General features: G+C 55.6%; 12 protein-coding genes. 11 read left to right on the forward strand and 1 reads right to left on the reverse strand.

Annotation, left to right across the window (positions count from 1 at the left end; translation table 11 throughout):
• Nucleotides 1-3: 3 nt before the first annotated feature.
• The 11 genes from aroA (at nucleotide 4) to CRO87_RS14070 (ending at nucleotide 12,924) form a co-directional block, all read left to right on the forward strand.
• Nucleotides 4-1,287: a 3-phosphoshikimate 1-carboxyvinyltransferase gene (gene aroA, locus CRO87_RS14020; RefSeq protein ID WP_097163560.1), complete on the forward strand. Its 1,284-nt coding sequence runs from the start codon at nucleotides 4-6 to the stop codon at nucleotides 1,285-1,287.
• Nucleotides 1,288-1,471: 184 nt separating this feature from the next.
• Entirely contained in the window at nucleotides 1,472-2,155 is a 684-nt protein-coding gene (gene cmk / locus CRO87_RS14025) for a (d)CMP kinase (RefSeq protein ID WP_097163561.1), read from the forward strand.
• Nucleotides 2,156-2,290: 135 nt separating this feature from the next.
• Nucleotides 2,291-3,964, forward strand: a complete 1,674-nt coding sequence (gene rpsA, locus CRO87_RS14030) for a 30S ribosomal protein S1 (protein ID WP_097163562.1) — start codon at nucleotides 2,291-2,293, stop codon at nucleotides 3,962-3,964.
• A gap of 128 nt (nucleotides 3,965-4,092) precedes the next feature.
• Nucleotides 4,093-4,380 (forward strand): integration host factor subunit beta, encoded by a 288-nt coding sequence (gene ihfB / locus CRO87_RS14035; protein WP_097163563.1) that lies wholly within the window; start codon nucleotides 4,093-4,095, stop codon nucleotides 4,378-4,380.
• A gap of 235 nt (nucleotides 4,381-4,615) precedes the next feature.
• Nucleotides 4,616-6,874: a ComEC family protein gene (locus CRO87_RS14040; RefSeq protein ID WP_097163564.1), complete on the forward strand. Its 2,259-nt coding sequence runs from the start codon at nucleotides 4,616-4,618 to the stop codon at nucleotides 6,872-6,874.
• 36 nt (nucleotides 6,875-6,910) lie between these two features.
• The gene (gene msbA, locus CRO87_RS14045) at nucleotides 6,911-8,659 is read left to right on the forward strand and encodes a lipid A ABC transporter ATP-binding protein/permease MsbA (protein ID WP_097163565.1); all 1,749 of its coding nucleotides are present in this window, start codon (nucleotides 6,911-6,913) and stop codon (nucleotides 8,657-8,659) included.
• Complete coding sequence (gene lpxK, locus CRO87_RS14050; protein ID WP_097163566.1) at nucleotides 8,656-9,636, forward strand: tetraacyldisaccharide 4'-kinase; 981 nt, start codon at nucleotides 8,656-8,658, stop codon at nucleotides 9,634-9,636. The genes msbA and lpxK overlap by 4 nt, the downstream gene beginning before the upstream one ends.
• Nucleotides 9,637-9,676: 40 nt before the next feature.
• A complete protein-coding gene (locus CRO87_RS14055) occupies nucleotides 9,677-10,906 on the forward strand; it encodes a winged helix-turn-helix domain-containing protein (protein ID WP_097163567.1) in 1,230 nt (409 codons plus the stop codon).
• Between the two features lie 54 nt (nucleotides 10,907-10,960).
• Nucleotides 10,961-11,143, forward strand: a complete 183-nt coding sequence (ycaR, locus tag CRO87_RS14060) for a protein YcaR (protein ID WP_097163568.1) — start codon at nucleotides 10,961-10,963, stop codon at nucleotides 11,141-11,143.
• Entirely contained in the window at nucleotides 11,140-11,886 is a 747-nt protein-coding gene (kdsB, locus tag CRO87_RS14065; protein WP_097163569.1) for a 3-deoxy-manno-octulosonate cytidylyltransferase, read from the forward strand. Before ycaR ends, kdsB begins: the two co-directional genes overlap by 4 nt.
• A 144-nt stretch (nucleotides 11,887-12,030) precedes the next feature.
• Nucleotides 12,031-12,924, forward strand: a complete 894-nt coding sequence (locus CRO87_RS14070; protein WP_097163570.1) for a YcbJ family phosphotransferase — start codon at nucleotides 12,031-12,033, stop codon at nucleotides 12,922-12,924.
• Here the strand turns inward: CRO87_RS14070 and elyC are convergent.
• Nucleotides 12,901-13,677, reverse strand: coding sequence for an envelope biogenesis factor ElyC (elyC, locus tag CRO87_RS14075; protein ID WP_097163571.1), 777 nt, complete (start codon nucleotides 13,675-13,677; stop codon nucleotides 12,901-12,903). The genes CRO87_RS14070 and elyC overlap by 24 nt on opposite strands.
• Nucleotides 13,678-13,796 lie beyond the last annotated feature (119 nt).

A 13,796-nucleotide genomic window follows, 5' to 3' on the forward strand; every position in this document is an offset into this window, starting at 1 on the left:
TACATGGAATCCCTGACGTTACAACCCATCGCGCGCGTAGATGGCACCATCAATTTACCTGGTTCTAAGAGTGTCTCTAACCGCGCCCTGCTGCTGGCGGCATTAGCCCGTGGCACCACCGTGCTGACCAACCTGCTGGACAGCGATGACGTGCGCCATATGCTCAATGCGCTGACTGCGTTAGGCGTTCAGTACAGGCTCTCTGACGACCGCACCCGCTGCGAAGTAACGGGCAACGCTGGCCCGCTGCAGTCTGCTTCGGCTCTGGAATTGTTCCTTGGCAACGCCGGAACGGCGATGCGCCCACTGGCGGCAGCGCTGTGCCTCGGCAGCAACGATATCGTGCTGACCGGCGAGCCGCGCATGAAGGAGCGCCCAATTGGGCACCTGGTGGACGCGCTGCGTCAGGGCGGCGCACAAATTGAATACCTTGAACAGGAAAACTATCCGCCGCTGCGCCTGAAGGGGGGCTTCACCGGTGGCGAAGTCGCGGTTGACGGCAGCGTATCCAGCCAGTTCCTGACGGCGCTGCTGATGACGGCACCTGTTGCGCCGCAGGACACCGTTATCACCATCAAAGGCGAACTGGTGTCAAAGCCGTACATTGATATCACCCTGAATCTGATGAAGACCTTTGGGGTGGAGGTTGAAAATCAGCAATATCAGCGCTTTGTGGTCAAAGGCGGTCAGGTTTATCAGTCTCCTGGCGCGTACCTGGTCGAGGGCGATGCTTCCTCCGCTTCTTACTTCCTCGCGGCAGGTGCCATTAAAGGCGGCACGGTGAAAGTCACCGGTATCGGCCGCAACAGCGTGCAGGGCGACATCCGTTTTGCCGATGTGCTGGAAAAAATGGGCGCAACCATCACCTGGGGCGACGATTTTATTGCCTGCACCCGCGGGGAACTGAACGCCATCGATATGGACATGAACCATATCCCTGACGCAGCGATGACCATCGCAACGGCTGCGCTGTTCGCCAAAGGCACGACCACGCTTCGCAACATCTATAACTGGCGCGTGAAAGAAACGGATCGTCTGTTTGCGATGGCGACCGAACTGCGCAAAGTTGGCGCCGAAGTGGAAGAGGGCGAAGACTACATTCGCGTGACGCCGCCTGCACAGCTGACCTTCGCAGAAATTGGCACCTATGACGATCACCGTATGGCGATGTGTTTCTCGCTGGTGGCGCTGTCGGACACGCCGGTCACGATTCTCGACCCGAAATGTACGTCAAAAACCTTCCCTGATTACTTCGAACAGCTCGCACGCATCAGCACGCTTGCCTGATTCTCACTGTGCTGCGCCTGCGGGCGCAGCGCAGAATGACGATTCCTGACATTCCCTTCGCTCATTTCTTCTACACTCACCTTCAAACTGTCTGTTATTTGCAACCAGTATTACCGGTTACCTGTAATGGCGCGTATAATGCGCGGCGTTTATGTAACTGACGCCTTGAATGAAGGAGAGAAAGATGACGGCAATTGCCCCGGTAATCACCATTGATGGGCCAAGCGGTGCAGGCAAAGGCACCCTGTGCAAGGCAATGGCGGAAGCGTTGCAGTGGCATCTGCTGGATTCAGGCGCTATCTACCGCGTGCTGGCCCTGGCGGCATTACATCATCACGTTGATGTGACCTCAGAAGAGGCGCTGGTACCGCTGGCGGCGCACCTTGATGTGCGTTTTGTGTCCACCGATGGCAATCTCGAAGTGATCCTTGAAGGCGAAGACGTCAGCGGTGAAATCCGCACTCAGGAAGTGGCGAACGCAGCTTCTCAGGTTGCCGCTTTTCCCCGCGTGCGTGAAGCGCTCCTGCGCCGTCAGCGCGGATTTCGTGAGGCCCCTGGCCTGATTGCCGACGGTCGCGATATGGGCACCGTGGTGTTCACCGATGCGCCAGTCAAAATTTTCCTTGACGCTTCCCCGGAAGAACGTGCGCAGCGCCGTATGCTTCAGTTGCAGGAAAAGGGCTTTAGTGTTAACTTTGATCGCCTTTTGGCAGAGATCAAGGAACGCGACGATCGTGACCGCAACCGTGCGGTGGCGCCGCTGGTTCCCGCTGCTGATGCTTTAGTCCTCGATTCAACGCGATTAAGCATTGAGCAAGTGATTGAAAAAGCGCTACAATATGCGCGCCAAAAACTGGCCGCTGTCTGATGACAGGCAGGCGAGCCTCCGAATTTTTGCTGTATTAGTAGTACCCCCGCTGCAACGGAGTGTGAGCGGGTATGTAAAACAACCCCATCCGACATGAAGCCAGATGGACGTTAATCTAACTTTTGAAGATTAAACATGACTGAATCTTTTGCTCAACTGTTTGAAGAATCACTGAAAGAAATCGAAACCCGTCCGGGTTCCATCGTTCGTGGCGTTGTTGTCTCTATCGACAAAGACGTTGTCCTGGTTGATGCGGGCCTGAAATCTGAATCTGCAATCCCTGCAGAGCAGTTCAAAAACGCAGCCGGCGAACTGGAAATCCAGGTTGGTGACGAAGTTGACGTTGCGCTGGACGCAGTAGAAGACGGCTTCGGCGAAACTCTGCTGTCCCGTGAGAAAGCTAAGCGTCACGAAGCTTGGATCACGCTGGAAAAAGCATACGAAGACGCTGAAACTGTTGTTGGTGTTATCAACGGCAAAGTTAAAGGTGGCTTCACTGTTGAGCTGAACGGTATTCGTGCGTTCCTGCCAGGTTCTCTGGTAGACGTGCGTCCAGTTCGCGATACGCTGCACCTGGAAGGCAAAGAGCTTGAGTTCAAAGTTATCAAGCTGGACCAGAAGCGTAACAACGTTGTTGTTTCTCGTCGTGCCGTTATCGAATCCGAAAACAGCGCAGAGCGCGATCAGCTGCTGGAAAACCTGCAGGAAGGCATGGAAGTTAAAGGTATCGTTAAGAACCTCACTGACTACGGTGCATTCGTTGATCTGGGCGGCGTTGACGGCCTGCTGCACATCACTGACATGGCCTGGAAACGCGTTAAGCACCCAAGCGAAATCGTGAACGTTGGCGACGAAATCACTGTTAAAGTGCTGAAATTCGACCGCGAGCGTACCCGTGTTTCTCTGGGTCTGAAGCAGCTGGGCGAAGATCCATGGGTAGCTATCGCTAAGCGTTACCCAGAAGGCACTCGCCTGACTGGCCGCGTGACCAACCTGACCGACTACGGCTGCTTCGTTGAAATCGAAGAAGGCGTTGAAGGCCTGGTACACGTTTCCGAAATGGACTGGACCAACAAAAACATCCACCCATCCAAAGTTGTTAACGTTGGTGATGTAGTGGAAGTAATGGTTCTGGACATCGACGAAGAGCGTCGTCGTATCTCCCTGGGTCTGAAGCAGTGCAAAAACAACCCATGGCAGCAGTTCGCAGAAACCCACAACAAGGGCGATCGCGTTGAAGGTAAAATCAAGTCAATCACTGACTTCGGTATCTTCATCGGCCTGGACGGTGGCATCGACGGTCTGGTTCACCTGTCTGACATCTCCTGGAACGTTGCAGGCGAAGAAGCAGTTCGTGAATTCAAGAAAGGCGACGAAATCGCTGCCGTTGTTCTGCAGGTTGACGCAGAGCGTGAGCGTATCTCCCTGGGCGTGAAGCAGCTGGCTGAAGATCCGTTCAACAACTGGGTTGCTCTGAACAAGAAAGGCGCTATCGTTAACGGTAAAGTGACTGCAGTTGACGCGAAAGGCGCAACCGTAGAACTGGCTGACGGCGTTGAAGGTTACCTGCGTGCTTCTGAAGCATCCCGTGACCGCGTTGAAGATGCAACTCTGGTTCTGAGCGTTGGCGACGACGTTGAAGCTAAATTCACCGGTGTTGACCGTAAGAACCGTGCAATCAGCCTGTCTGTTCGTGCTAAAGACGAAGCTGACGAGAAAGATGCAATCGCTTCTGTTAACAACAAACAGGAAGAAGGCAACTTCTCTAACGCTATGGCTGAAGCATTCAAAGCAGCTAAAGGCGAGTAATCAGGTAACTCTTTACGAGTCACTTGACAGATTACAGGATTCGTCCTGTAATCAATGACAAAGGGCGGCTACGGCCGCCCTTGTTCAAGCTGTCAGCTAACCTTTCCTGAAAGGAAACCGGAGGAATCATGACCAAGTCAGAGCTCATCGAACGACTTGCAAGCCAGCAATCTCACATTCCTGCGAAAGCGGTTGAAGATGCTGTGAAAGAGATGCTGGAACATATGGCCTCTACGCTGGCCCAGGGCGAGCGCATTGAAATCCGCGGTTTCGGCAGTTTCTCTTTGCATTACCGTGCCCCACGCGTTGGGCGCAACCCAAAAACAGGCGATAAAGTCGAGCTGGAAGGTAAATACGTTCCACACTTTAAGCCGGGTAAAGAATTGCGCGATCGCGCCAACATTTACGGCGATTGAGTTTCCACGGGTTACCGTGAAACTTGAACGTGAAAAAAGCACCTGCGGGTGCTTTTTTCGTTTCTGCCTCAGGCTTATCTGTCACAAGCCACTGCTCAGTATTGAAGCTACCTCGCAATTTCATTTCTGCGTGCAGCAAGCGCGCAAACTCACTGGAAAACGCCTCGCATAATCCCTTTCTACCGGAAGACGGCCATGCCTGAATTCGCAACACTGTTTGCGACAAGGAGGCGTCATGCGCGTACCGACATTTGCTCTCTGTACCATCATGGGTATCTGCCCGCTGCTCTGGCTGGCGGAACTCCCGGCGGTCACAACCACAGCTTTTTTCACCCTGCTGGCAACGCCGCTTTGTTTTTCCTCCAGTCAGTTAAGAATGGTCGGCCTGACGCTGCTTTTCTTCTGCTGGGGGATCCTGGCTGCTCAGAAGGCTGTCTTACCGGCAAATAGCTATTCGGGAAAAGTTGTCGAGGCGGAGGCGGAGATTATCTCCGTTTACGACGAAAAGAAGTACTACGCAAAACTACGGCGAATCAATGGGCAGCGGCAATCCCCAGCCCCCGGCATCATGCTTTACGGGCAGAGTTTACCCAACGGAGCTTGCGCGGGGCAGGTATGGCAGATGACAGTCCGGACCCGGGCAGTTCATGGCCAGCTTAATGAAGGTATGTTTGACAGCCAGCGCTATGCACTTTCTTTGCATCGCTCCTTAACCGGCCGCTTCACCGGGGCCCGGGTTATACAGCAAAGCTGTAGCCTGCGTTCCCTTTTTGTTACTTCACTTCTGAAGCACGTTGAACGCTACCCCTGGCATCAGGTGATGCTGGCGCTGGCCGTCGGGGAGAGGGCATCTGTATCGTCAGAGATTAAGCTGCTGCTGCAGCAAACCGGAACCTCTCATCTGATGGCGATTTCCGGCCTGCATATTTCGCTGGTTGCAATGGTGGGTTGGTTGGTAATGCGTGGAGTACAAAGCGTAATGCCTTGCGGATGGATTGGCTGGCGAGTCCCTCTCTGCGCCTCTTTTTGTATGGCCGCTTTTTATGCATGGTTAAGCGGTCTGGAGCCCCCCGCATTACGCACGGTTATCGCCACAGGTATCTGGCTTTTCTCACGCATGAGAGGCAACAAGTGGACTTCTTGGGAGGTGTGGCTATGCTGCGTGGCGGCGATTCTTATCTTCGATCCGCTGGCAATACTGTCGCAAAGTTTGTGGCTTTCAGCCTTCGCGGTCGCGACGCTGATTTTCTGGTACCAATGGGTGCCGTGTCGCCGCATTGGAAGCTCCGCTCTGCTGAATGCCGTCTGGAGTCTGCTTCATCTGCAGCTCGGCCTGATGTTTCTTCTGCTCCCGTTACAGGTCTTTATCTTTAACGGCATCTCCTGGACGTCTTTACCGGCCAACTTTATCGCGGTGCCGCTGGTCACTCTGGCGGTGCTCCCATTGTTATTAGCCGGGATGGTATTGCATCTGGTCGGCCCCGAGGTAATTGAAAAGGGCGTCTGGTTTCTGGCAGACCGTTTGCTTGCCTGCCTGTTCTGGTTTTTGCGTTCTCTGCCAGAGGGCTGGAAAGAAACGGATTATCGCTGGCAAGGGGCGGCGATATTACCCTGGCTGGCGACTCTTTTCTGGCGGCTGAACGGTTGGAGCAGATGGCCCGGATTGGCCATAGCAAGCTGCGCGCTGCTGGCTTATCCGGTATGGCGTCCGCTATCGCGGGACTGGTCCGTGACGATGCTCGATGTTGGCCAGGGACTCTCCATGGTCATCGCCCGCAATGGTAAAGCGATTTTGTATGATACCGGGCTGGCATGGAAAGGAGGAGACAGCGCAAAGCAGCTGATTATCCCCTGGCTGCGCTGGCACCACCTTCAGCCTGAGGGCGTGATCCTCAGCCATGAGCATCTGGATCACCGCGGAGGGCTGGATTCGTTACTCAAAACCTGGCCGAACTTATGGGTCAGAAGCTCTCTCAACTGGCCCAGTCATCAACCCTGTTTCAGAGGAGAGACCTGGCGCTGGGAGGGTCTGACTTTTCGGGCATTATGGCCTCTGGTTGGCGCGTCAGCTGAAGGGAATAACCGTTCATGTGTGGTCAGAGTCGATGACGGCAAACACAGCCTGTTAATGACGGGAGATATTGAAATCCCGGCAGAAATATCAATGCTGAGCCACTACTGGCAACATCTTGCGTCTACACTTGTTCAGGTGCCACATCACGGCAGTGGGACCTCTTCATCACCTGCGTTACTTCGTGCGGTGGGTGGACGAGCGGCGCTGTCATCTGCGGCACGATACAACGCATGGCATTTTCCGTCAGCTAAGGTCAAGGCGCGTTATACGCAAAGGCATTATCAGTGGTTTGACACAGCCCGTCAGGGGCAAATAACGGTCAACTTTTCAGCAGAAGGTTGGCAAGTCCAGAGCTTACGCGATCAAATATCCCCCCGCTGGTATCATCAGTGGTTTGGCGATGCCCGTGATAACGGGTAGAATGTGCGGCTATCTCAACATAAGCTGGTTTTTTGAATGCAGAACGACAAAGATCTTTCGACGTGGCAGACTTTCCGCCGACTCTGGCCAACGATAGCGCCTTTCAAAGCGGGCCTTATCGTGTCTGCGGTCGCGTTAATTCTTAACGCCGCCAGCGACACCTTTATGCTGTCGCTCCTTAAACCGTTACTGGATGACGGTTTTGGTAAAACGGATCGCTCTGTGCTGCTATGGATGCCGCTGGTGGTGATCGGATTAATGATCCTGCGTGGTGTCACCAGCTATATCTCGAGCTATTGCATTTCCTGGGTTTCGGGCAAGGTCGTGATGACCATGCGCCGCCGTCTGTTCGGCCATATGATGGGCATGCCGGTCTCCTTTTTCGACAAACAGTCCACAGGAACGTTGCTGTCGCGTATTACCTATGATTCCGAGCAGGTTGCTTCCTCCTCTTCCAGCGCTCTGATAACCGTAGTGCGCGAAGGTGCCTCCATCATCGGGCTGTTTATCATGATGTTCTGGTACAGCTGGCAGCTGTCGCTGATCCTCATTGTACTGGCACCTATCGTCTCCTTCGCTATTCGTCTGGTCTCCAAACGCTTCCGCAATATCAGTAAAAATATGCAGAACACCATGGGCCAGGTCACCACCAGCGCGGAACAAATGCTTAAAGGGCATAAAGAAGTGCTGATGTTTGGTGGCCAGGAAGTGGAAACCAGCCGCTTCGATAAAGTCAGCAACAAGATGCGTCTGCAGGGTATGAAGATGGTTTCAGCCTCTTCAATTTCCGACCCGATTATTCAGCTGATTGCTTCTCTGGCACTGGCTTTTGTTCTCTATGCCGCAAGCTTCCCGAGCGTTATGGAAACGCTGACTGCCGGTACGATCACCGTAGTCTTCTCCTCAATGATTGCTCTGATGCGTCCGCTGAAATCTCTGACTAACGTCAACGCCCAGTTCCAGCGTGGTATGGCGGCTTGTCAGACGCTGTTCGCGATTCTCGACAGCGAGCAGGAGAAAGATGAAGGCACCCGAGTGATTGAGCGTGCAAAAGGCAGCGTCGAATTCCGTGATGTAACCTTCACATACCCGGGTCGTGAAGTTCCTGCCCTGCGTGATATTAATCTGAATATTCCGGAAGGGAAAACCGTCGCGCTGGTGGGCCGTTCCGGCTCCGGCAAATCAACCCTGGCAAGCCTGATCACCCGTTTTTACGATGTGGATCAGGGAAGCATTGCTCTTGATGGGCACGATATTCGCGAATATACGCTAGCCTCCCTGCGCGATCAGGTTGCGCTGGTTTCGCAGAACGTTCATCTGTTTAACGATACGGTTGCTAACAATATTGCGTATGCCCGTACCGACATCTACAGCCGCGAAGACATCGAGAAAGCCGCGAAAATGGCCTATGCCATGGACTTCATCAACAAGATGGATAACGGCCTGGATACGATTATTGGTGAAAACGGCGTGCTGCTCTCCGGCGGCCAGCGACAGCGTATTGCTATTGCGCGTGCGCTGCTGCGCGACAGCCCAATCCTGATTCTGGATGAGGCAACTTCAGCGCTGGATACGGAATCAGAGCGCGCTATTCAGGCGGCTTTGGATGAGCTGCAGAAAAACCGCACCTCGCTGGTGATTGCTCACCGTCTGTCGACTATCGAAAAAGCCGATGAAATTGTGGTGGTGGAGGATGGCCGCATCGTGGAACGCGGTAGCCATCAGGATCTTATCGAACACCGCGGCGTTTACGCGCAACTGCATAAGATGCAGTTTGGGCAATGATCGCACGTATCTGGTCCGGAGAATCACCTCTCTGGCTGCTGTTGCTGCCGCTTTCCTGGCTGTATGGCCTGGTAAGCGGCGCTATTCGCCTGAGTTATCGCCTGGGCCTGAAAAAAGCCTGGCGTGCGCCGGTGCCGGTGGTGGTGGTGGGGAACCTCACCGCAGGCGGCAATGGCAAAACGCCGGTGGCCATCTGGCTGGTGGAGCAACTTCAGCAGCAGGGCATTAAAGTCGGAGTGGTTTCTCGCGGTTACGGCGGGAAGGCTGCCCACTATCCTTTGTTGCTGAATCCACACACAGTGCCCGCGGAAGCAGGTGATGAGCCAGTGCTGATTTATCAGCGCACGGGCGCGCCGGTTGCCGTCTCACCCAACCGTAGCGAAGCCGTTCAGGCACTGCTCGCCTCAAACGATCTGCAAATCATTATCACTGACGACGGCCTCCAGCATTACCGCCTCGCCCGTGACGTTGAAATTGTCGTTATTGACGGCGTTCGCCGCTTTGGCAACGGCTGGTGGTTACCGGCAGGGCCGATGCGCGAACGTGCCTCGCGCCTGAAGAGCGTGGATGCCGTTATCGTTAATGGCGGCGTACCGCGTGCGGGCGAAATCCCGATGCAGCTTGCTCCTGGCCTGGCGGTGAATCTCAGAACAGGTGAAAAGCGTAGTGTGTCGGCGCTGACAAATGTGGTTGCTATGGCCGGTATCGGTCATCCTCCGCGCTTTTTTGCCACTCTGGAGCAGTGCGGCGTCCGTCCGGTAAAGACCGTGGCGCTGGCCGATCATCAGGCGCTGGCTGCCGCAGATGTGCAGGCTCTGGCAACGAATGAACAAACGCTGGTGATGACGGAAAAAGATGCGGTGAAGTGCCGTAACTTTGCGCAGGATAACTGGTGGTATTTACCCGTGGATGCCGTTTTCGATCACGACAGCGCACCGCGGCTGATCCAGAAACTGGTCAGCCTGACGCTGCGTTAACCGAGGGCGCGCGGGTGGGCAAAGCAGACGAGGACATTGAATGTCAGAAGTAACGCTTTCACTTACCGCCGCGCGCCATCTCCATCTGGCCGCCCAGGGTCTGCTCAAAAAACAACGTCGCCGCCCTCAGCCTGAGGACGTTCTCGCCACCATCCAGGGCATGTCGCTGCTGCAAATCGACACCATCAACGTTGTCGCCCGCAGCCCTTATTTAGTGCTGTTCAGCCGCCTTGGAGCCTACCCTCAAACCTGGCTTGATGATGCGCTTTCCCGCGGCGAACTTATGGAATACTGGGCTCACGAAGCCTGTTTCCTGCCTCGCGCTGACTTTTCGCTGGTCCGTCACCGAATGCTCTCCCCGGAGAAAATGGGCTGGAAATATCGCCCTGAGTGGATGACGGAGCATGCCGCAGAGATTCAGGCCCTTATCGATCACATTCAGCACAACGGGCCTGTTCGTTCGGCTGATTTCGAACATCCCCGGAAGGGTGCCAGCGGCTGGTGGGAGTGGAAACCGCACAAGCGGCATCTGGAAGGGCTGTTTACGGCAGGTAAGGTGATGGTTATCGGTCGTCAAAACTTTCAGCGAATCTACGACCTGACTACGCGAGTGATGCCGCACTGGAATGATGCGCGTGATTTACTGTCGCAGGAGCACGCCGAAGAGCTAATGTTGCAGAACAGCGCGCGAAGCCTCGGCATATTTCGTGGGCAGTGGCTGGCGGATTATTACCGTTTACGCCAGCCCGCGCTGCCGCCTTTGCTGGCGCGCTGGCAGGAGGAAGGCCGCATCTTACCCGTTGAAGTCGAAAACCTTGGCGCGATGTGGCTGCATACCGATTATCTGCCGCTGCTGGAGCTGGCGCAGGCAGGCAAACTGACCGCCACGCACAGCGCCGTGTTGTCGCCTTTCGATCCTGTCGTCTGGGATCGCAAACGCGCCGAGCAGCTGTTTGATTTTACCTACCGCCTTGAGTGCTACATGCCCGCGGAAAAGCGTCAGTTTGGTTATTTCGTCCTGCCGTTGTTGCACCAGGGAAAACTGGTTGGTCGTATGGACAGCAAAATGCATCGCAGGACAGGCGTGCTGGAGATTTTCGCGCTTTACCTTGAGCAAGGCGTTCGGGTCAGTCAGTCGCTGGAAAAAGGGCTGACGCAGGCGATAAATGATTTTGCACGCTGGCAGGGCGCTGTTCGGGTTGAAATCAGGCAACGCCCTGGCGAACTTTTCAGCGCTCAGCCGTCTGGCTGGGAAATTGACGCCGCATAAATCCCCGCTGTGCTATGCTGCGCGAGATACTTTTTCGGTCCGTTCGGAGGAACCATGGATCACCGCTTACTTGAAATCATCGCTTGCCCGGTCTGCAACGGTAAGCTCTATTACAGTCAGGATAAGCAAGAGCTTATCTGCAAACTCGACAGCCTGGCCTTCCCGCTGCGTGATGGCATTCCCGTCCTGCTGGAAAACGAAGCCCGTCCATTGAGCGCAGAAGAGAGCCACCCATGAGTTTCGTCGTCATCATTCCCGCTCGCTACGCCTCTACCCGCTTGCCGGGCAAGCCTCTGCAGGATATCAACGGCAAACCGATGATTGTGCACGTGCTGGAGCGCGCGCGTGAGTCAGGTGCTGAGCGCATTATTGTTGCTACCGATCACGAAGAAGTCGCCCGCGCGGTTGAAGCCGCCGGTGGCGAAGTCTGCATGACCCGCGCTGACCACCAGTCCGGCACCGAGCGTCTGGCGGAAGTTGTGGAAAAATGCGGATTCAGTGACGACACGCTTATCGTCAACGTGCAGGGCGACGAACCGATGATCCCACCGGTCATTATTCGCCAGGTTGCAGAAAACCTCGCCGCCAGCCAGTCCGGCATGGCGACGCTGGCCGTGCCGATTCATGACGCAGAAGAAGCCTTTAACCCCAATGCGGTGAAAGTGGTCATGGATGCGCAAGGCTATGCGCTCTACTTCTCCCGCGCGACCATTCCGTGGGACAGAGATCGCTTCGCGCAAAGCCGTGACGCGATTGGCAATACATTGCTACGACATATCGGCATATACGGCTATCGTGCGGGCTTTATTCGCCGCTACGTTACCTGGGCGCCAAGCCCGCTGGAGCATATTGAGATGCTCGAGCAGCTGCGCGTGCTGTGGTACGGCGAAAAAATTCACGTTGCTGTGGCGAAAGAAGTGCCGGGCACCGGTGTGGATACGCCTGAAGATCTTGCCCGCGTTCGCGCTGAACTGCGCTAATTGCCTTAACTCCCCTCTGCGCTGAGGGGAGCCTTTCCCGCCTCGTATTCCCTCACTTTTTGCCCCGTTTTTGATCTTAACCGGTGACATCTCCGGCGTCGGCGCTCATTATAAAAACAGTAGTCTTCACAGGGGTAACCAGATATGGAACAACTGCGTGCCGAACTGAGCCATCTGCTGGGTGAAAAGCTGAGTCGGGTGGAGTGCGTGAGTGAGAAAACGGATTCATCATTGTGGTCGCTCTACGATGCTCAGGGTCATCCGATGCCGTTGATGGCCCGAAGTTTTGTCACCCCCGGTCTTGCCAGACAGCTGGCCTGGAAAATATCGACCCTCGCCCGAAGCGGAACCGTGAGGATGCCGGTGGTCTACGGCGTGATGACTCACGAGGAACATCCCGGGCCGGATGTCCTGTTGCTCGAACGCCTGCGAGGGGTTCCCGTTGAGGCCCCGGCCAGAACGCCCGACCGCTGGGAACAGCTCAAAGATCAGATTGTAGAAGGCCTGCTGGCCTGGCACCGTCAGGACAGCGGTGGCTGCGTCGGCACCGTCGACAGCACTCAGGAAAATCTCTGGCCGCTGTGGTACCGCCAGCGCGTGGAAGTGCTCTGGGGAACGCTGAATCTTTACAACAACACCGGGCTGACGATGCAGGACAAACGCATTCTGTTTCGCACCCGCGAATGTCTGCCTGCGCTTTTTGACGGCTTCAATGACAACTGCGTGCTGGTCCACGGTAACTTTACGCTGCGCAGTATGCTGAAGGACTCACGCAGCGATCAGCTGCTGGCGATGGTCGGGCCGGGCATTATGCTCTGGGCTCCGCGCGAATATGAGCTGTTTCGCCTTGCGGACAGCGGGCTTGCGGAAGGGCTGCTGTGGCGCTACCTCCAGCGCGCGCCGGTGGCGGAAGCCTTCCTATGGCGGCGCTGGTTGTATCTGTTGTGGGATGAAGTCTCGCAGTTGGTAAACACCGGGCGGTTTAACCGGGCGAACTTCGATCTTGCGGCGAAATCACTGCTCCCCTGGCTCGCCTGAGCCTTTGAGCCACTGCCAGATGCGCCCGAGCGTTTCGTAGCCCACGCGATCGCTGTGCATTAGCCAGACGGGTGAAGGAATGATGCGCTCCCACGGGTTCAGCGGCGAGTCAATGGCCAGCTGGTTTGCCGGGGCGGGCAGCGGGTGCAGCCCCTCATGCTGAAAGAAAATCATCGCGCGCGGTAAATGGGATGCAGAAGTCACTAACAGGAAAGGGGCCTCGCCAATCGCCTGCTTTACCGCCGCAGCTTCTTCTTCGGTGTCTTTTGGCGTATCAAGAACGATAATCTCGCTGCGCGGAACGCCGAGGCTTTCTGCTACGCGAGCGCCTGCTTCGCCGGTGCTTACCGGATTGGTTTTTGCCGCCGCGCCGGTGAAGATCATCTTCGCGCCCGGGTTTTGCTGCCATAAGCGTATCCCTTCCGCAAGGCGCGGCAGGCTGTTACTGATCAGGTTTGAACTTGGGGCCCAGTCGTCGTTCCAGGTATAGCCGCCGCCCAGCACCACCACGTACTCAACGCGTTCGCTTCCTCGCCAGGTGGGATAGGTGTTTTCAATCGGCCGCAGCAGGCCATCGGCAACGGGCTGCAGGCTCAACAGCAGCAGCGCCAGCCAGCCGAGACTAAGACAAATCTTACCGGTTCGCTGAAAACGACTGAACCAGAGCAGCGCCAGACCGAGCGCCATGACCAGCAGGAGAAACGGCAGCGGCAAAATCAGACCACCAATAAACTTCTTTAGCGTAAAAAGCATCCGTGTTGGTTCCTTTTTTAACCATCTGACAGGAGAGTGGCAGGGATATTACACCAGATAGCTTCCCTCTCGCTGTGGGTATGACAAAATAGCGGGTTTGTGGCAGTGAGTGGAGTCAG

The organism is Enterobacter sp. CC120223-11 (assembly GCF_900215375.1).
GTDB lineage: Bacteria > Pseudomonadota > Gammaproteobacteria > Enterobacterales > Enterobacteriaceae > Scandinavium.